Source organism: Bacteroides sp. 3_1_23 (assembly GCF_000162555.1).
Classification (GTDB): Bacteria; Bacteroidota; Bacteroidia; order Bacteroidales; family Bacteroidaceae; genus Bacteroides; species Bacteroides ovatus.
Genome location: NZ_GG774950.1, coordinates 250,440 through 270,293 on the forward strand (window position 1 = coordinate 250,440; position 19,854 = coordinate 270,293).

General features: G+C 43.7%; 16 protein-coding genes. 14 read left to right on the forward strand and 2 right to left on the reverse strand.

Annotation, left to right across the window (positions count from 1 at the left end; genetic code table 11):
• Positions 1–230: 230 nt before the first annotated feature.
• The 7 genes from HMPREF9010_RS11655 to HMPREF9010_RS11625 all read left to right on the forward strand — a co-directional run bounded on the left by HMPREF9010_RS11655 (position 231) and on the right by HMPREF9010_RS11625 (position 9,415).
• Positions 231–2,729 carry a tetratricopeptide repeat protein gene (locus HMPREF9010_RS11655; protein WP_008649168.1) on the forward strand — a complete coding sequence of 833 codons (2,499 nt, stop codon included), beginning with the start codon at positions 231–233 and terminating at the stop codon, positions 2,727–2,729.
• Positions 2,730–2,738: 9 nt separating this feature from the next.
• Positions 2,739–4,505, forward strand: coding sequence for an HSP90 family protein (locus tag HMPREF9010_RS11650; RefSeq protein WP_008649170.1), 1,767 nt, complete (start codon positions 2,739–2,741; stop codon positions 4,503–4,505).
• A gap of 8 nt (positions 4,506–4,513) precedes the next feature.
• The gene (locus HMPREF9010_RS11645) at positions 4,514–5,584 is read left to right on the forward strand and encodes a hypothetical protein (protein WP_004307405.1); all 1,071 of its coding nucleotides are present in this window, start codon (positions 4,514–4,516) and stop codon (positions 5,582–5,584) included.
• Between the two features lie 69 nt (positions 5,585–5,653).
• Positions 5,654–7,546 carry a biosynthetic arginine decarboxylase gene (gene speA / locus HMPREF9010_RS11640; RefSeq protein WP_004309449.1) on the forward strand — a complete coding sequence of 631 codons (1,893 nt, stop codon included), beginning with the start codon at positions 5,654–5,656 and terminating at the stop codon, positions 7,544–7,546.
• Between the two features lie 56 nt (positions 7,547–7,602).
• Positions 7,603–8,376 carry an acetylglutamate kinase gene (gene argB / locus HMPREF9010_RS11635; protein ID WP_004322481.1) on the forward strand — a complete coding sequence of 258 codons (774 nt, stop codon included), beginning with the start codon at positions 7,603–7,605 and terminating at the stop codon, positions 8,374–8,376.
• A gap of 60 nt (positions 8,377–8,436) precedes the next feature.
• Positions 8,437–8,946, forward strand: coding sequence for an RNA polymerase sigma factor (locus HMPREF9010_RS11630; protein ID WP_004298261.1), 510 nt, complete (start codon positions 8,437–8,439; stop codon positions 8,944–8,946).
• Positions 8,936–9,415 (forward strand): hypothetical protein, encoded by a 480-nt coding sequence (locus HMPREF9010_RS11625; RefSeq protein WP_008649173.1) that lies wholly within the window; start codon positions 8,936–8,938, stop codon positions 9,413–9,415. Before HMPREF9010_RS11630 ends, HMPREF9010_RS11625 begins: the two co-directional genes overlap by 11 nt.
• Before the next feature lie 182 nt (positions 9,416–9,597).
• Here the strand turns inward: HMPREF9010_RS11625 and HMPREF9010_RS11620 are convergent, their stop codons facing one another.
• On the reverse strand, positions 9,598–10,380 hold the full coding sequence (locus tag HMPREF9010_RS11620) for a head GIN domain-containing protein (protein ID WP_004298259.1): 783 nt from the start codon (positions 10,378–10,380) through the stop codon (positions 9,598–9,600).
• 129 nt (positions 10,381–10,509) lie between these two features.
• Between HMPREF9010_RS11620 and HMPREF9010_RS11615 the strand changes: the two genes are divergently transcribed.
• Positions 10,510–11,208: a SprT family zinc-dependent metalloprotease gene (locus HMPREF9010_RS11615; protein ID WP_008649174.1), complete on the forward strand. Its 699-nt coding sequence runs from the start codon at positions 10,510–10,512 to the stop codon at positions 11,206–11,208.
• Between the two features lie 124 nt (positions 11,209–11,332).
• Here HMPREF9010_RS11615 and HMPREF9010_RS11610 read toward each other — a convergent pair whose 3' ends face one another.
• On the reverse strand, positions 11,333–11,728 hold the full coding sequence (locus tag HMPREF9010_RS11610; protein ID WP_004298257.1) for a hypothetical protein: 396 nt from the start codon (positions 11,726–11,728) through the stop codon (positions 11,333–11,335).
• Between the two features lie 172 nt (positions 11,729–11,900).
• Between HMPREF9010_RS11610 and rimP the strand changes: the two genes are divergently transcribed.
• From rimP to sufC, 6 genes are all read left to right on the forward strand, one after another.
• Positions 11,901–12,368 (forward strand): ribosome assembly cofactor RimP, encoded by a 468-nt coding sequence (gene rimP, locus HMPREF9010_RS11605; protein WP_004298256.1) that lies wholly within the window; start codon positions 11,901–11,903, stop codon positions 12,366–12,368.
• Positions 12,369–12,370: 2 nt separating this feature from the next.
• Complete coding sequence (nusA, locus tag HMPREF9010_RS11600) at positions 12,371–13,666, forward strand: transcription termination factor NusA (protein WP_004298255.1); 1,296 nt, start codon at positions 12,371–12,373, stop codon at positions 13,664–13,666.
• Positions 13,667–13,757: 91 nt separating this feature from the next.
• The gene (gene infB / locus HMPREF9010_RS11595) at positions 13,758–16,856 is read left to right on the forward strand and encodes a translation initiation factor IF-2 (RefSeq protein ID WP_004298254.1); all 3,099 of its coding nucleotides are present in this window, start codon (positions 13,758–13,760) and stop codon (positions 16,854–16,856) included.
• Positions 16,857–17,043: 187 nt separating this feature from the next.
• Positions 17,044–17,577 (forward strand): CvpA family protein, encoded by a 534-nt coding sequence (locus HMPREF9010_RS11590; protein WP_008776068.1) that lies wholly within the window; start codon positions 17,044–17,046, stop codon positions 17,575–17,577.
• Position 17,578: 1 nt separating this feature from the next.
• Positions 17,579–19,057 (forward strand): Fe-S cluster assembly protein SufB, encoded by a 1,479-nt coding sequence (gene sufB / locus HMPREF9010_RS11585; RefSeq protein ID WP_008649177.1) that lies wholly within the window; start codon positions 17,579–17,581, stop codon positions 19,055–19,057.
• Positions 19,058–19,099: 42 nt separating this feature from the next.
• Positions 19,100–19,852 carry a Fe-S cluster assembly ATPase SufC gene (gene sufC / locus HMPREF9010_RS11580; RefSeq protein WP_004298251.1) on the forward strand — a complete coding sequence of 251 codons (753 nt, stop codon included), beginning with the start codon at positions 19,100–19,102 and terminating at the stop codon, positions 19,850–19,852.
• Positions 19,853–19,854 lie beyond the last annotated feature (2 nt).

Below are 19,854 nucleotides of genomic sequence, written 5' to 3' on the forward strand. Positions count from 1 at the left end.
TAATCGTCATTTGGAAAGCTGTGGAATGTGTGTAATTTGTGCCTGATAATGAATGATTATTGGGAGGAATTTTACTGTATTCAGAAATCAGGTAGTTGTAATGTTCTCTTTTTGTTGGAACTTCGTTTTTTTTGAGACTCTTGTTTGTGCATTCGGTCAATATTTGTACCTTGCACTCGTTATGAGATTTTTATTGACTAGTGACACAAAATTAAGGTAAAGTCTATATCATGAAAACTTTAAAAGAGAAATTTGAGGAGTTATCCGCTAAAATTAAAGCATCCGGACAACCTGCAAGGGTATGGTTTCCGCAGTATACACCGGCTTCATTATTAAGTGCGGAAAACTGGTGGGAGGCATTGGCTGTATGTGAATATGCTTTGGACACAAAAGAAGACGAAAAATTAACAGAAGATTTTTTTGAACTGATATTCAGTGCTTTTGACTGTAACGTAGAGGTGGAACTCAACGCGGAAGAATATGAATTCTGGTGGGAAAAGGTGATGCAGGTATGCGACCGTGTAGCAGAGTTTAGCGGTGCGGGATGGGCGCAGAAAGGTGCACAATATTCTGAAGCCCGTTATGGAAAGCGGGATATGAGTTATTTGTTTCCATACTACGAGAAAGCTGCCGATATGGGGTGGGCTGAAGCGGAAGCAACTGTTGCCTATTGGCGATACATGGGATTTTATTGTGAACAAGATAAAGAAGAGGGGGAACGGCGTTTTGCCGCTCTCACTTCTCCCGAAGCTATTTGGTGGGGAAAGCATTATCGTGCTTTTGTCGAAGAATTTACAGGAGATAAAGCAAAGGCATTACAGATACGGAATGACCTGCTTGCCGAACTGCCTGAAGGTGAACGTTTGCGTGCTCATGTATATGCGTCGTTGGGAGATGCGCTCGACAGGGCGGAAGGTAACGTGGCAGAGGAAGCTGCTTACTACGAAAAAGCTCTGGAAATTGTTCCCAATCTTTATAGTCTTAAAAATATGGCTACGCTTTATTTTCGTTATCCGGAACTGAATAAACCGAAAGAACTGAGCTTCGAACTTTGGGAAAAGGCCTGGCATGCCGGTGTGTGGTCTGCCGCCAATTTCCTGGGATATAACTATCAGGAAGAGGAATGGCTGGATATGCCTAAGGCGATTGAGTGGCTGGAAAAGGGCATGCTTTATTGTGAACCATACAGTGCGTATGAACTGTCATTGATCTACCTGTATAATGATGAATATAAGGACGTGGAACGTGGACTGATGTGTCTGAACCGCTGCGTGGAGGATGATTACATACAAGGTATCGAAGGACTGGCCAATATCTATTTCAACGGTGATTTGGTGCCGGAAGACATGAATCGCGCGAAAGAGTTGTTGGAGAAAGCCATTGAATTGGGTTCGGGAAGTGCAGCTTATCGTTTGGGCTGGATGTATGAACGTGGCTTCTTGTCTGAAGAACCGGATTATGTGAAGGCTTTAGAGTTTTATGAAAAAGCGGCTTCACTGAATAATGCCGATGGGTATTGCCGTGTGGCTCTTTATCTGGCTAATGGATATAGCGGTGTGAAGGACCCTGTAAAATCAAGGGAATATTATGAAAAAGCGGCCGAACTGGGTGCTTGCTTTGCCCTTGTGGAACTGGCATTCTTATATGAGAATGGCGATGGAGTGGAGAAGAATTATGAAAAGTCATTTGAACTGATTAGCAAGGCTGCCGAACAGGGTTATCCTTATGCAATGTTCCGTGTAGGTCTTTATATGGAAAAGGGTGTTCTTGGTGAAGTGAAACCGGAAGAGGCCTTTGCCTGGTATACAAAGGCAGCTGAAGCGGACGATAATGATGCGATCTTTGCTTTGGGACGTTGCTATAGAGAAGGTATCGGAACGGAAGAAAACTGGGATAGGGCACTCGAATGGTTTAGTAAAGGGGCGGAAAAGAATGAAGCCCGTTGTCTGACGGAACTGGGGATGGCTTATGAGAATGGTAATGGCGTGGAAGAGAATCCACAGAAGGCAGTGGAATATATGATGAAGGCTGCTGAACAGGATTATGGCTATGCTCAGTTTAAGATGGGAGATTATTATTTCTTCGGTTGCGGTCCCTGTCTGGAAGATAATAAAACGGCAGTGGAATGGTATGAAAAGGCAGTGGCTAATGAGATTCCGATGGCTATGCTGCGTGTGGGTGAATATTATCTGTATGACTATGATAGCCTGAATGAGTCGGAAAAGGCTTTTGCTTATTTCAAGAAAGCTGCCGAATATGAATGGTATAGTGAAGGACTGGGTATCTGTTATGAAATGGGTATCGGAGTGGAAGAGAATGAAACGGAAGCCTTTAAATATTATACACTGGCTGCGGATAATGGAAATACGACAAGTATGTATCGTACCGGACTTTGCTATTATAACGGAGTAGGTGTGAAACAGAATTATGCCGAGGCCTATCGCTGGTTCACGGATGCGGCGGGGAATGAGAATGTCGCTGCAATTTATTATCTGGGCAAGATGATGATGTATGGCGAAGGTTGTAACCCTGATCCGGAAGCTGCAGTGCAATGGTTGCTGAAAGCTGCCGAGAAAAATAACGATAAAGCACAATTTGAACTTGGAAATGCCTATTTGACAGGAAATGGCGTGGAAGAAAACGATGAAATTGCAATGGAGTGGTTCGAAAAGGCCGCAGAGCATGGCAATGAGAAAGCTCTTAAAATCACCGGAAGGAGGAGGAAGTAAAAGAGGAACATGGAAAAAGAAGGAAATAATCTGTTTCAGGTCAATCTTAAAGGTATGATTGCCCTGTTATCAGAGCACATTTATAGTAACCCGAATACTTTTGTTCGCGAACTGTTGCAGAATTGCGTAGATGCCATCACGGCACTACGCAATATTGACGAGAATTATAAAGGTCGCATCGATGTCTTTCTGAATGAGGACAAGACAGTGGTATTTCGGGATAATGGTATCGGACTGAAAGAGGAGGAAGTTTATCGCTTTCTGACTGTTATCGGGGAGAGCTCAAAGCGGGATACTCCCGATGCGGACGATTTTATCGGAAGGTTCGGTATCGGATTGTTATCTTGTTTTGTGGTGACCAATGAAATCACCGTAGAGAGTCGTTCTGCAATGGGCGGACAGCCTGTTTGCTGGTGTGGAAAAGTGGATGGGACGTATCAGCTGACTTTATCAGACGAAGAACGGCCCATCGGGTCGCAGGTAGTATTGCACCCGAAAGGAGATTGGATGCATCTTTTTGAATATGAAACATTTAAGAAGATACTGGTCGGTTACGGAGAAGTGCTGCCGTATCCTATCTATCTGCATTATCAGGGGGAAGAGGAGTTGGTAAATACGCCTTCGCCTGTATGGCTTGACCCGAAGGCGACTCGTAAGGAGTTGCTGGATTATGGGGCGAAAGTGTTTCAGTCGTCTGCTCTCGATGCTTTCCGGATCTATACTGAAAGCGGCAAGGTGGAAGGGGTGCTTTATGTCCTGCCTTTCCGTACACAATTTTCAGTGCGCAACTCTCATAAGGTCTATCTCAAACGTATGCTGTTGAGTGAGGATGATTGCAATCTGTTGCCGTCGTGGGCTTTCTTTATCCGTTGTCTGGTGAATGCGGACGGGTTGCTGTCTACCGCTTCCCGGGAGTCTTTGGTGAGTAATGACCAACTGAAAGATGCCCGGAAAGAGATCGGGGTGGCTATCAAGGATTATCTGCGGGGATTGGTGCAGAATGACCGTGCCATGTTCAATCGGATTCTGGATGTTCATCACTTTCATATCAAGGCGATTGCTTCGGAGGATAATGAATTGCTTCGTTTGTTTATGGATTATCTTCCTTTTGAAACCAATAAGGGTTTGCGTAGCTTTGGAAGTATTCGTTCGACAAGCAATGTGATATGTTATACCAAGAATCTGGAGGATTTCCGGCAAGTGCGGCGTATAGCCGGAGCACAGGGTTGGCTGGTCGTGAATGCTGCTTATACGTTTGATGAAACGTTATTGAAAAAGTATGTCCGCCTGAATCCGGAACTTACTTTGGATGAAATATCTCCTTCACGGTTGCTGGAGCAGTTTGGTGAAGTGGAGGCGAACCAGGAGTTTCAGGCTTTTGAGGTGAAAGCGAACGAGTTGTTGAAGCGGTTTGGCTGTATCTGTCGTCTGAAGCATTTTACTCCGGTGGATATTCCGGTTATTTTTGTGGCGGAGGAAAAGGAGAATGCCGCTAAAAGTGCTAATAATCCGTTGGCGGCTGTACTGGGAGCTGTGAATACTACAAAGCAGATTCCGCCGACACTCACTTTCAATGCGGATAATGAAATGGTGCAGACCTTATTGCAAATACAAGGAGACAATAAACTGTTTCAGCATGTGGTGCATATATTGTATGTACAATCGCTTCTGCAAGGTAAATATCCGGTAAACAGCGAAGAAATGGAGCTTTTCAACCATTCGCTAAGTGAACTGATGACTTCGAAAATGAATGATTTTATAAATTTCCTGAATTAAAAAAGAGTATGAGATACACACTTGAAATACAAAAATTGCTGTTGCAGACACAGAATAACAACCTGCATCCCCGCGAAAAAGCCAATCTATTGAAAGAAGCTATCCGCATCGCCGATGAGAACGAAGATGTGGAATGGGCTACGGAGTTGAGACTGGATCTTATTTATGAACTGAATCTTCTTTCGGCGGATGCTGAAGAGATTACCGTGTTCTCTAAAATTCTGGATGATTACGAGAACCACAAGGATGTGATTAAGGAAGATGACTTGTTGTGGAAATATAAGTGGATATGGGCTTGTACGTTCGATCTTCCGGAGATCCCGATGGAGCAGGTACAGGCAATTGGGGAGGATTATAAAACCCGTATCCTCCGGAACGGGTATTCTTTGCGGAGTTATTATCACCGCTGGTCTGTGGAATGTGTCTGGATGCGGCAGTATGACAAGGCGAAAGAATACATTGATAAAATGTTGAATGAGAAGATAGACGATCAGTCGTGTGAGGCTTGTGAATTGAACTTTATGCTGGATTATTATCTGGAAACGGGACAGTTTGATGAGGCTTACAGCCGCGCGCAACCGTTGATTAATAAGCAGATCACTTGTTATGAAGCCAATTTGCGGGCCTATTTGAAGCTTGCTTATTATGCGCAGAAAGCAGGTAAACCGGAGATTGCCGCCGATATGTGTGCACGTGCCGAAGAAGCATTGGTGGGAAGAGAGAAGGATGAATATCTTTTGCTCTATCTGGGATTGTTTATTGCCTATAATATGATGACGAAGCCGGAAAGAGCTTGGGAATATGCTGAACGCTGTATTGGTTGGAGTTTGCGTACTAATACGCTGAAGAGTTATCGTTTCTCCTGTGATATGGTAGAGGCTCTGAAATATGAAACCCGTCCGGAAGTCTCGTTGTCTTTGCCGGAAGAGTTCCCGCTTTATCGTCCGGATGGAATTTATCAGGTAAACGAACTTCGCAATTATTTCTATCAACAGGCAGAAGAGCTGGCACGTCGCTATGACGCCCGTAACGGAAATAGTGGTTATATGGACCGTTTGAAAGATTTAATGTCTAATTAATTGCCAACATGTAGATTAATCCGTATTTTTGCCGTCCAATTATTTACTAAAAACACTGAATAACAGAAAATGAGAAAGTGGCGTATTGAAGATTCTGAGGAACTCTACAACATCACAGGTTGGGGTACCTCGTACTTTGGTATTAATGACAAAGGTCATGTAGTTGTTACACCTCGTAGAGACGGAGTGACTGTCGATCTGAAAGAACTGGTCGATGAGTTGCAATTGCGTGATGTGGCTTCTCCCATGTTGATACGTTTTCCGGATATTTTGGACAACCGTATTGAAAAGATGTCTTCCTGCTTTAAACAAGCGGCCGAAGAGTATGGTTATAAAGCCGAGAACTTTATAATTTATCCGATTAAGGTCAACCAAATGCGCCCGGTGGTGGAAGAGATTATCAGCCACGGAAAGAAGTTCAATCTCGGACTGGAAGCCGGTTCCAAACCGGAACTCCATGCAGTGATTGCGGTCAATACGGATTCTGACTCATTGATTGTCTGTAACGGATATAAAGACGAAAGTTACATCGAACTGGCTTTGCTTGCCCAGAAAATGGGTAAACGTATCTTCCTCGTTGTAGAGAAGATGAACGAACTGAAGCTGATTGCAAAGATGGCAAAACAGCTGAATGTGCAGCCTAACATCGGTATACGTATCAAACTCGCTTCTTCCGGTAGCGGAAAGTGGGAAGAGTCTGGAGGTGATGCCAGCAAATTCGGCTTGACTTCCAGTGAACTTCTCGAAGCGCTCGACTTCCTGGAGAGCAAAGGGATGAAGGATTGTTTGAAATTGATTCATTTCCATATCGGCAGTCAGGTGACAAAGATACGTCGTATCAAAACGGCTTTGCGTGAGGCTTCACAGTTCTACGTGCAGTTGCATTCGATGGGATTCAATGTGGAATTTGTAGATATTGGCGGTGGACTCGGAGTGGATTATGACGGAACCCGTTCGTCCAATAGCGAAGGCAGCGTGAATTATTCCATCCAGGAATATGTAAACGACTCTATTTCTACTTTGGTGGACGTGAGCGATAAAAATGGTATCCCACACCCGAATATCATAACGGAGAGTGGACGTGCATTGACGGCACATCATTCTGTTCTTATCTTTGAGGTACTTGAAACCGCTACATTGCCCGAATGGGATGACGAGGAGGAAATTGCTCCGGATGCACACGAATTGGTGCAGGAGTTATATGGAATCTGGGATTCGCTGAACCAGAACAAGATGTTGGAAGCATGGCACGATGCGCAGCAGATCAGGGAGGAAGCGCTGGACTTGTTCAGTCATGGAATCGTGGATCTGAAAACCCGCGCACAAATCGAGCGTCTGTATTGGTCTATTACACGTGAGATTAATCAGATTGCAGCCGGTTTGAAGCATGCGCCCGATGAATTCCGTGGATTGTCCAAACTGCTTGCCGATAAATATTTCTGTAACTTCTCGTTGTTTCAGTCACTTCCTGACTCTTGGGCAATTGACCAGATATTCCCGATCATGCCTATTCAGCGGTTGGATGAAAAACCGGAGCGTTCGGCTACCTTGCAAGATATAACCTGCGACTCGGACGGCAAAATTGCCAACTTTATCTCTACCCGTAACGTGGCTCATTATCTGCCTGTACATGCACTGAAGAAAACAGAACCTTATTATGTGGCTGTGTTCCTGGTGGGAGCTTATCAGGAGATTTTGGGAGATATGCATAATTTGTTTGGTGATACGAATGCCGTGCATGTTTCGGTGAACGAGAAAGGATATAATATCGAACAGATTATCGACGGAGAAACGGTAGCGGAGGTGTTGGACTATGTGCAGTACAATCCGAAGAAACTGGTACGTACGCTCGAAACTTGGGTGACGAAATCAGTGAAAGAAGGAAAGATTTCTTTGGAAGAAGGAAAAGAATTCCTTTCCAACTATCGTTCGGGGCTTTACGGATATACTTATTTGGAATAACCGGCAGGGGGCCGGAGCCGGATTCTCCATTCGGTGAACTTATTAGAAATCAAGAAATGAGAGAAAAACTAACAGTTATTAAGGTGGGTGGCAAAATCGTAGAAGAGGAAGCCACCCTTCGTCAGTTGTTAAATGACTTTGCCGCTATCGACGGACATAAAGTGTTGGTTCATGGTGGCGGTCGTTCGGCAACAAAGATTGCCGCACAACTGGGTATTGAAAGCAAGATGGTAAATGGTCGTCGGATTACCGATGCCGAAACATTGAAAGTCGTAACGATGGTGTATGGCGGATTGGTGAATAAAAATATTGTGGCAGGTCTGCAAGCACGCGGAGTCAATGCACTCGGATTGACCGGTGCGGATATGAATGTAATCCGTTCGGTGAAACGTCCGGTGAAAGAAGTAGACTACGGGTTTGTGGGAGATGTGGAACAGGTGGACGCTACTTTATTGTCGGATTTGATACATAAAGGCGTTGTTCCTGTGATGGCTCCATTGACGCACGACGGCCACGGCAATATGCTGAATACGAATGCAGATACCATTGCTGGGGAGACAGCGAAAGCGTTGTCGGCCTTGTTTGATGTGACATTGGTATATTGTTTTGAGAAGAAAGGCGTGCTGCGTGACGAGAATGATGACGACAGTGTGATTCCCCAAATCACCCGTGCCGAATTTGAACAATATGTAGCTGATGGCGTTATTCAGGGAGGTATGATTCCCAAGTTGGAGAATTCTTTTGAAGCAATAAATGCAGGAGTATCTGAAGTGGTAATCACCTTAGCATCAGCGATTAATAACTCTGGTGGAACAAGAATAAAAAAATAATTCAAAAAAAGTAGTGGGCGACTGTAACTTTTCATATCCTAGCCCGTCATTATTATAGAGATGCAAGAAATCAGCTTCCGAAACGATATTTTGCCGTTGAAGGATAAACTCTTTCGATTGGCTCTCAGAATCACCCTGGATAGGGCCGAAGCCGAGGATGTCGTTCAGGACACCATGATAAGAGTGTGGAATAAGCGTGATGAGTGGTCTCAATTTGAATCGGTCGAAGCCTATTGCCTGACAGTGGCAAAGAATCTGGCGATAGATCGAAGTCAAAAGAAAGAAGCTCAAAACGTGGAACTCACCCCCGAGATGGAAGAAGAACCTGATGCAAACAGTCCGTATGACCAGATGATTCATGATGAAAGAATGAACATTATTAATAGACTGGTAAACGAACTTCCCGAAAAACAGCGGCTTATCATGCAACTGAGGGACATTGAAGGTGAAAGCTATAAGAAAATTGCAGGGTTGCTGAATCTGACAGAGGAACAAGTTAAAGTGAACCTCTTCAGAGCCAGACAAAAAGTAAAACAAAGGTATTTAGAAATTGACGAATATGGATTATAAGGATATAGAACAGCTCCTGGAGCGATACTGGCAATGCGAAACTTCCGTTGAGGAGGAAGCAACATTGCGCGACTTCTTCGCAAAGGAGGAAGTTCCTGCTCATTTGCTTCGCTATAAAAACCTGTTTGTTTATCAACAGGTTCAGCAGGAAGTAGGACTGGGCGAAGACTTTGATGCACGTATTCTGGCAGAGGTGGAGCCTACGGTCGTAAAAGCGAAACGCTTGACACTGACCGGTCGTTTTATTCCTCTGTTCAAAGCCGCTGCCGTGATTGCAATCATCCTTTCTTTGGGGAATGTGGCACAACATTCTTTCTCCGGAGATGACGGAAGTGTATTGGCAACGGATACCATTGGTAAACAAGTAACAGCACCATCGGTCGCTATTTCAAATGATGTGAAAGCGGAACAGGTTCTAGCCGATAGTTTGGCGAGGGTTAACCACAAGGTGCAAGTTATAAACGAATAGACATTTTCATTTGCTTTAAACATATAATATAGTTAGTGTGCTTAATTAAAACAACAACGAAGGCGAAACTGTGAAGTTTTCAATTCTCTCAAATTTTTAGATTAAAACTAACTAAATAAATGGGCTACCGCGTGATGCAGTAGCCCTTTTATGCTTTTAGACTGTATTTGTTCAAATTGTCTTTATTTGATCTGCCGTATGTTTTTCCGTGGAGCATCCACTTCTTGTGGATTGCCTTTATAAGCAATATCGCCACTTCCTTTCACGCGGGCAACCAGTTTTTGACTTGCATAACAACTGATGTTTCCGGATCCACTGATACTTGCATCCGTATTCTCTGCTTCTAAATCTGCGGCCTGAATGTTTCCCGATCCGGCAATAGCATATTTTGCTTGAATGGCTTTACCTTTAAGATTAATATTACCCGAACCTGAAATTCCTGCCTGACATTCCTGGCTCTCTATTTGTTGCAGTCTAACATCTCCCGATCCGTTAATTGAAACAGCCATTCTTCGGCAATTAAGCCCTTCTCCCTGAATGTTCCCCGAACCATTTATATGGAACTCGATATCTTTAGAGGTTTGTATTCCATTGATTAATTTTATATTTCCCGATCCGTTGATTGACAGCTTATTCAGTTCCGGAGCAAAAACTTTTATTTCCAGTTTTCCTTTCCATATACTGACATTCTTCTTGAATTTTATCATTAATGTATTACCGTCTACATACGTTTCTACAAGTGGTATAATGTTGTCGGAACCATGTATCTCCACGTGACTGCGTGTGTCTTGGTGATAACTGATATTGGCACTTCCCAATAGTTTGATTTCATTGAAATGATCGGCTTTTACTTCTTGGGAGATGTAGTTTTTGCTGCCTACTACGTGTTTTCCCTGCAAGCAAGAGCCGGCAGTAAGTACTAGAGACAATCCGGTGACTAATACGAGCAATAAACTTGTTTTCATAATTATGTTTTTCTATGATTGATATGACAGTTAGACGGAAGAAACTGATATAAAGTTGCATCTTCCGCGAAGTTTTTCATTGGAATCTTCTTTTTTATTACTTTTGTGGCTGTTGATAGGAGGATTATAATGGATAAGATCGTAGAAGATGACGAATTAGGACGTCTGATAGTGCGTGTCAATTCACGTGCGAGGAGTCTTGTGTTTCGTACAAAGAGTGATGCTGTTTATGTTTCAGTTCCTCCCGGCACTACATTGAAAGAAGTGAAGCAGGCAATCGAGAATCTGCGTGGTAAACTTCTGGCCTCCCGTCAAAAATTAGCCCGGCCATTGATTGATTTGGGCTATAAAATTGATGCGGAACACTTTAAGTTGTCCTTGGTGTCCGGTGAAAAGGATCAGTTTTTGGCTAATTCCCGGTTGGGGGTTATGGAAATTGTTTGTCCGCCTCATGCGGATTTTACGGACGAGAAACTGCAAAGCTGGTTGCATAAGGTGATTGAAGAATCGTTGAGGCGGAATGCGAAAAGTATCCTTCCTTCACGTTTGGCTTCCTTGTCCAAGCAATGCGGACTTCCTTATTCGAGTGTGAAAATAAACTCCAGTCAGGGCAGATGGGGCAGTTGCTCGGCTCGAAAGGATATTAATTTGTCCTATTACCTGGTTCTGTTACCTTCTCATTTGATAGACTACGTGTTGCTGCACGAATTATGTCATACTCGCGAGATGAATCATAGCGAACGATTTTGGGTATTGCTCAATCAATTTACAGAAGGAAAAGCATTGGCTTTGCGGGGGGAATTGAGAAAGTATCGTACGGAGATTTAGAATATTTTATTGCCAGGATAGTGCTATCGTGTTGGCACACTTGTGTCAACACGCTGGCACAGTCGTGACAATGCGATGGCATGGTTGTGCCAATATGGTGGCACAGACTTAGTTAATACTTTTATTACTTGGCTAATTGTTTAATCCCGTCTGATTCTTTTTCGAACTGATAAGTTCCTCCTTTTTCACTAAGATCAAACGTAGACACTAATTCTGTGTTATTATCTACAATCAACAAGGCGCTCTGTTCGGCAAAACGTCCTATTTCTACAGTGTAAGGTTCTTCCGACATGGTTTTGTTGGAGATCAGACTGTCGTTGACAAATAAAGAGATAGAATCTCCGGCAAAACCTTTTACCAGACTGATCGTATAGCTTTCGATGAAATGACGTTCTTCCTGCTTTTCCCGTTGTAGCCGCATGCTCATATAGACAAAAATAACCACGACAAAAATGACGGCAAAAGCAAGAATTCCGTTACCTACCATAAACTGTTTATTTGTGTTGAGACGATGTGCCATAGTCGTTATTTTTTGAATTACGGCGTAAAGATACGAATATAGCACTGTTAATTCATACTTTTTTTCTTTAATGTTTTGTAGTCGAACAGATTATTTATATCTTTGCAACCGAAAACGGATGAAAGGTGGAGGGGCAATTAAGCTCCTTTTTTTGTTCTTATATAGCTAATAAATGATAGAAAAGAAAACTGTTTGTCAGATTGTAGAAGAGTGGCTGGAAGGAAAAGACTACTTTTTAGTAGAGGTAACCGTGAGCCCGGATGACAAGATTGTGGTTGAAATAGACCATGCAGAAGGTGTTTGGATTGAAGATTGCGTGGAGCTTAGCCGCTTCATAGAGTCGAAACTGAACCGCGAAGAGGAAGATTATGAACTGGAAGTAGGGTCGGCTGGGATCGGACAACCCTTTAAAGTTCTGCAACAGTATTATATCCACATCGGACAAGAGGTGGAAGTGCTGACCGGAGACGGACGGAAGCTGGCCGGTATACTGAAAGATGCCGATGAAGAGAAGTTTACGGTAGGCGTACAAAAGAAAGTAAAAACCGAAGGATCAAAGCGCCCGAAATTGGTAGAAGAGGACGAAACCTTCACTTATGAGCAAATAAAATATACTAAATACTTAATTAGCTTTAAATAGTTATGGCCAAAAAAGAAGAAACAATCAGCTTGATTGATACATTTTCGGAATTTAAGGAACTGAAGAATATCGATAGAACGACGATGGTTAGCGTACTCGAAGAGTCGTTCCGTAGCGTAATCGCGAAAATGTTTGGCACCGATGAAAATTACGACGTAATCGTGAACCCGGACAAGGGTGACTTCGAGATATGGCGTAACCGTGAAGTTGTGGCCGATGAAGATTTGACTAACCCGAATATGCAGATTTCGTTGAGCGAAGCACAGAAAATTGATGCTTCTTACGAAGAAGGTGAAGAGGTGACTGACGAGGTTATCTTTGCCAAGTTCGGACGTCGTGCGATCCTGAATCTTCGCCAGACACTGGCTTCCAAGATTCTGGAACTCGAAAAAGACAGTATTTATAATAAATATATAGATAAGGTAGGTACTATCATCAATGCAGAAGTATATCAGATCTGGAAAAAAGAGATGTTGCTTTTAGACGATGAAGGAAACGAATTGCTGTTACCTAAGACCGAACAAATCCCGAGCGACTTTTATCGTAAAGGTGAAACGGCTCGTGCAGTAGTTGCCCGCGTGGATAACAAGAATAATAATCCTAAGATTATCTTGTCACGTACTTCTCCCGTTTTCCTGCAACGCCTGTTCGAGATGGAAGTACCCGAAATTAATGATGGTTTGATTACCATCAAGAAGATTGCCCGTATCCCCGGCGAACGTGCCAAGATCGCGGTGGAATCTTACGATGACAGAATCGACCCTGTAGGAGCCTGTGTAGGTGTAAAGGGAAGTCGTATTCATGGCATTGTTCGTGAACTTCGCAATGAGAACATCGACGTAATCAATTATACATCGAACATCTCATTGTTTATACAGCGCGCTTTAAGCCCGGCTAAGATTTCTTCTATTCGTCTGAACGAGGAAGAGAAGAAAGCAGAGGTATTCCTCAAACCGGAAGAAGTTTCGCTGGCTATCGGTAAAGGCGGTTTGAATATCAAACTGGCCAGTATGTTAACTGAGTACACTATCGACGTGTTCCGTGAGTTGGATGAGAATGTAGCTGACGAAGATATCTATCTCGACGAGTTTAGAGACGAAATCGACGGATGGGTGATCGACGCTATCAAAGCTATCGGCATCGATACAGCGAAGGCTGTGTTGAATGCTCCTCGTGAGATGTTGATTGAAAAGACGGACTTGGAAGAAGAGACAGTGGACGAGGTAATACGCATTTTGAAATCGGAGTTTGAAGAAGAAGATCCTTCAATTGAAAATAAAGATGAAATTAAAGATTAAAAGTTGCGATACAATATAATGCAGCAGACTTTTATTTCTTAATTCTCAATTTTCAATTAAACAAGCTCCATTTATTCATTAATTTTAAAATATGACGATAAGGTTAAACAAAGTTACAAGAGATTTGAACGTAGGAATCGCGACGGTAGTTGAGTTCCTGCAAAAGAAAGGGCATACCGTTGAGGCTAATCCTAATACTAAAATTAGCGAGGAGCAATATGCTATACTCGTAAAGGAGTTTAGTACAGATAAGAACCTTAGACTTGAATCGGAGCGTTTCATACAGGAACGTCAGAATAAGGAACGTAATAAGGCGTCGGTATCGATTGAGGGCTTCGAAAAGCAGCCCGAAAAACCGAAGTCGGAAGATGTGATTAAGACAGTCGTACCTGAGGATGCACGTCCGAAGTTTAAACCTGTCGGAAAAATAGATTTGGATAAATTGAACGGTCGTAAACCTGAAAAGGTAGAGAAAGAACCGGAACAGAAACAGGAAGAACCGGTTGTGGAACGGCCTGTCGTTAAACCCGAAGTGAAAAAGGAGCCCGAGAAGAGAGAACCCGAGGTGAAGAAGGAAGAGGTGGTGACACCTCCTGTTTCTGTAGTAGAGCCTACTCCAGTGGTGGTTGAACCCGTAGTAGTGCCGGAACCTGTAGTGGAGACGAAGCCGGTAGAAGTTGAAAAAGTAGTAGAAGAAGTGAAAAAAGAAGAGCCGAAGGTAGTAGTAGCTGCACCTGTGAAGGCGGAAGAACATAAAGAAGAAGAAAAGGTGGAAACTGCACAGGCTGAAGTAACCCCGGTAGCGGAAAAGGCTCCGGAGGATGATGGTGTTTTCAAAATCCGTCAACCGGAATTAGGCGCAAAGATTAATGTGATCGGTCAGATCGACTTGGCTGCATTGAATCAGTCTACTCGTCCCAAGAAGAAATCGAAGGAAGAGAAACGTCGCGAACGTGAAGAAAAGGAAAAAATCCGTCAGGATCAGAAGAAGTTGATGAAGGAAGCTATCATCAAGGAAATCCGTAAGGATGATTCTAAATTGGCGAAGAGCGGACCTAAGGACAGTGCGGAAGCGGCTGCTAACAAGAAGAAACGTAACCGTATCAATAAAGAGAAGGTGGACGTTAACAATGTTGCAACCTCCAACTTTGCTGCTCCAAGACCTAATGTACAGGGTAAAGGCGGCAATAGTAACGGTCAGGGTGGCCAGGCCAATGGACAGGGAAATAACAACAGAAGAAATAACAACAATAAAGATCGCTTCAAGAAACCGGTTATCAAACAGGAAGTGAGCGAGGAAGACGTAGCAAAACAGGTAAAAGAAACCCTTGCACGTCTGACAACCAAAGGTAAGAATAAAACGTCCAAATACCGTAAAGAGAAACGTGAAATGGCTTCCAACCGTATGCAGGAACTGGAAGATCAGGAAATGGCAGACAGCAAGGTATTGAAGTTGACCGAGTTCGTTACGGCTAACGAATTGGCAACGATGATGGATGTTTCTGTTAACCAGGTTATCGCTACTTGTATGAGTATTGGTATCATGGTTTCCATCAACCAGCGTTTGGATGCTGAAACCATCAATCTGGTGGCTGAAGAATTCGGATTCAAGACTGAATATGTAAGTGCGGAAGTGGCACAAGCTATCGTTGAAGAAGAAGATGCTCCGGAAGATTTGCAACCGCGCGCTCCGATTGTAACGGTGATGGGACACGTTGACCACGGTAAGACTTCTTTGCTTGACTATATCCGTAAGGCGAATGTAATTGCCGGTGAGGCCGGAGGTATTACCCAGCATATCGGTGCTTATAACGTGCAATTGGAAGACGGTCGTCGTATTACATTCCTCGATACTCCGGGTCACGAAGCGTTTACCGCTATGCGTGCACGTGGTGCCAAAGTAACGGATATTGCTATCATTATTGTGGCTGCCGATGATAACGTGATGCCACAGACGAAAGAAGCGATCAATCACGCGATGGCTGCCGGTGTACCTATTGTATTTGCAATCAATAAGGTAGATAAACCGACTGCAAATCCGGATAAGATTAAAGAAGAACTGGCTGCAATGAATTACCTTGTTGAAGAATGGGGTGGTAAATATCAGTCACAAGATATCTCTGCCAAGAAAGGTATGGGTGTGGAAGACTTGCTGGAAAAAGTATTGCTCGAAGCGGAAATGCTCGACCTGAAGGCAAATCCGAACCGTAATGCTACGGGTTCCATCATCGAATCTTCACTGGATAAGGGACGCGGATATGTAGCTACTGTATTGGTATCTAACGGTACTTTGAAAGTAGGAGACATCGTATTGGCGGGAACCAGCTACGGACGTGTGAAGGCTATGTTCAACGAACGTAACCAACGCGTCAAGGAAGCAGGACCTTCCGAACCGGCATTGATTCTGGGATTGAATGGTGCTCCTGCCGCAGGTGACACATTCCATGTAGTCGAAAGCGATCAGGAAGCTCGTGAGATCACTAATAAACGTGAGCAGCTGGCTCGTGAACAAGGTTTGCGTACGCAGAAGATCCTTACATTGGATGAATTGGGTCGTCGTATTGCTTTGGGTAACTTCCAGGAATTGAACATCATCGTTAAGGGTGACGTGGATGGTTCTGTGGAAGCGTTGAGCGATTCGTTGATTAAGTTGTCTACGGAACAAATTCAGGTAAATGTTATCCATAAGGGTGTGGGAGCAATTTCTGAATCTGATGTTTCTCTGGCTGCTGCTTCGGATGCGATTATTGTCGGATTCCAGGTACGTCCTTCGGGTGCTGCCGGTAAGATGGCCGACCAAGAGGGTGTTGACATCCGTAAGTATTCTGTCATCTACGATGCAATCGAAGAGGTAAAGGCTGCTATGGAAGGTATGTTGGCTCCGGAAGTAAAGGAACAGATTACTGCAACCATCGAAATCCGCGAAGTATTCAATATTACGAAAGTCGGTCTTGTAGCCGGAGCAATGGTGAAGACCGGAAAGGTGAAACGCAGCGACAAGGCTCGTTTGATCCGCGATGGTATTGTGATCTTTACCGGAAACATCAACGCATTGAAACGTTTCAAGGACGATGTGAAGGAAGTAGGTACAAACTTCGAGTGTGGTATCAGTCTGGTGAACTGCAACGACATGAAGGTAGGCGATATGATCGAGACATTCGAAGAAATAGAAGTGAAACAGACGCTGTAAATATAGTAAGGTTATAAGTGTATTATAATGTTATAATATAGCAGAGGTCATGATATGATAAAGAGGTGGTAATGTGGTACTGTTTGCAGAACACCACCTTACCACCTTATTTTTTATCATTCGGCACCTTCTCATTATAATCAGCTTATATACGACTTATTGGTTTATAGCTTATAACATAATAAACGTGGCAACGATTGATATAATTATCCTTATTGTAATAGGCGCCGGAGCGATTGTAGGTTTTGTAAAAGGCTTCATTCGTCAGTTGGCTTCTATTTTGGGGTTAATAGTCGGTCTGTTGGCAGCGAAAGCTCTGTATGCTTCTTTGGCGGAAAAGCTTTGCCCGACAGTGACGGATTCAATGACAGTTGCGCAAGTGTTGGCTTTTATCATGATCTGGATTGCCGTACCATTGATCTTTGTATTGATTGCCTCGCTATTGACAAAAGCAATGCAGGCTATTTCGCTGAACTGGCTGAATCGCTGGTTAGGAAGTGGGCTGGGAGCACTTAAGTTTCTGTTGTTAACGAGTGTAGTGATTGGTGCGATAGAGTTTGTGGACAGCGATAATAAGTTAATTAGTGCAACAAAAAAGGAAGAATCTTTGTTATATTATCCGATGGAAACGTTTGCGGGGATCTTTTTCCCTGCTGCGAAGAATATGACGCAACAATATATATTAGAGAATAAAGATAAAGATGCAACAAGAACCCAATAAAATGAAACCCAATCAGAAAGACGAACTTGAAAAGAAGACTGATAATGAGTTTGTCCGGAAATTTGCGGAGGAGAAATATAAATACGGTTTCACCACAGAGGTGCATACGGACATCATTGAGCGTGGACTTAATGAAGATGTCATTCGTTTGATTTCATCGAAAAAGGACGAACCGGAGTGGTTGCTGGAGTTTCGACTGAAAGCGTATCGCCATTGGCTGACGCTGGAAATGCCTACCTGGGCACATCTCCGTATCCCTGAAATTGATTATCAGGCGATTTCTTATTATGCCGATCCGACAAAGAAGAAAGAAGGACCGAAGAGCATGGAGGAAGTCGATCCTGAACTGATAAAGACGTTTAATAAACTGGGAATTCCTTTGGAAGAGCAAATGGCTCTTAGTGGAATGGCAGTGGATGCCGTTATGGACTCTGTTTCCGTAAAGACTACCTTCAAGGAAACGCTGATGGAGAAAGGAATTATATTCTGCTCGTTCAGTGAAGCCGTGCGGGAGCATCCGGATCTGGTGAAGAAATATATGGGCTCGGTAGTAGGTTATCGGGACAATTTCTTTGCAGCGTTGAATTCCGCAGTGTTCTCTGACGGCTCTTTCGTGTATATTCCGAAAGGAGTACGTTGCCCGATGGAGCTTTCCACTTATTTCCGTATCAATGCCCGTAACACGGGACAGTTTGAGCGTACGCTGATTATAGCGGATGATGATTCGTATGTTTCTTATCTGGAAGGATGTACGGCTCCGATGCGGGATGAGAATCAGCTGCATGCCGCTATCGTTGAGATCATTGTGCACGACCGTGCAGAAGTAAAATACAGTACCGTTCAGAACTGGTATCCGGGAGATGCAGAAGGCAAGGGCGGTGTATACAACTTTGTGACTAAACGCGGTAACTGTAAAGGAGTGGACAGTAAATTATCCTGGACACAAGTGGAAACCGGTTCGGCAATCACTTGGAAATATCCTTCCTGTATCCTGACGGGCGATAACTCGACTGCTGAATTCTATTCCGTAGCTGTAACGAACAACTATCAGCAGGCAGATACCGGAACGAAGATGATTCATCTGGGTAAGAACACTCGTAGTACGATTGTAAGTAAAGGCATTTCTGCCGGACATAGTGAGAACTCCTATCGTGGGTTGGTACGCGTGGCCGAGAAAGCGGATAATGCCCGTAATTATAGCCAGTGTGACTCTCTATTGCTGGGAGATAAGTGTGGTGCACATACCTTCCCGTATATGGATATTCACAATGAGACGGCAGTGGTAGAGCATGAAGCTACGACAAGTAAGATTAGTGAAGACCAGATATTTTATTGCAACCAGCGCGGTATTCCGACAGAAGATGCTATCGGACTTATTGTGAACGGATATGCAAAGGAAGTGTTGAATAAACTTCCGATGGAGTTTGCGGTAGAAGCACAGAAGCTGCTTACCATCTCATTGGAAGGAAGCGTGGGGTGATGTTGACTTTTTAATAGTAAATCGTAAAATCGTAAATATATCATGTTAGAAATAAAAGACCTGCATGCCAGCATTAATGGCAAAGAGATATTGAAAGGTATTAACCTGACGGTGAATCCCGGTGAGGTGCACGCTATTATGGGACCGAATGGTTCCGGTAAAAGTACGCTTTCCTCCGTATTGGTGGGTAATCCGGCTTTTGAGGTAACAAAAGGTTCGGTCACTTTTTATGGAAAGGATCTGTTGGAGTTGAGCCCCGAAGATCGTAGCCATGAAGGAATCTTCCTTAGTTTCCAGTATCCGGTGGAAATCCCGGGTGTGAGCATGGTGAACTTTATGCGTGCTGCTGTGAATGAGCAACGTAAATATAAAGGTCTGCCTGCACTGACAGCCAGTGAGTTTCTGAAACTGATGCGTGAGAAACGTGCGGTGGTAGAGTTGGATAATAAACTGGCTAACCGTTCGGTGAATGAAGGCTTTTCCGGTGGTGAGAAGAAACGGAACGAGATTTTCCAGATGGCTATGCTAGAACCGCGTTTGAGCATCCTCGACGAGACAGACTCCGGTTTGGATATTGATGCGCTCCGTATTGTTGCGGAAGGGGTGAACAAGTTGAAAACTCCTGAAACAAGTACAATCGTTATTACCCACTACCAACGTTTGCTCGATTATATCAAGCCTGATATTGTGCATGTCCTTTATAAAGGTCGTATCGTAAAAACTGCCGGACCGGAACTTGCTCTGGAACTGGAAGAAAAAGGATACGATTGGATCAAGAAAGAAGTAGGAGAATGACA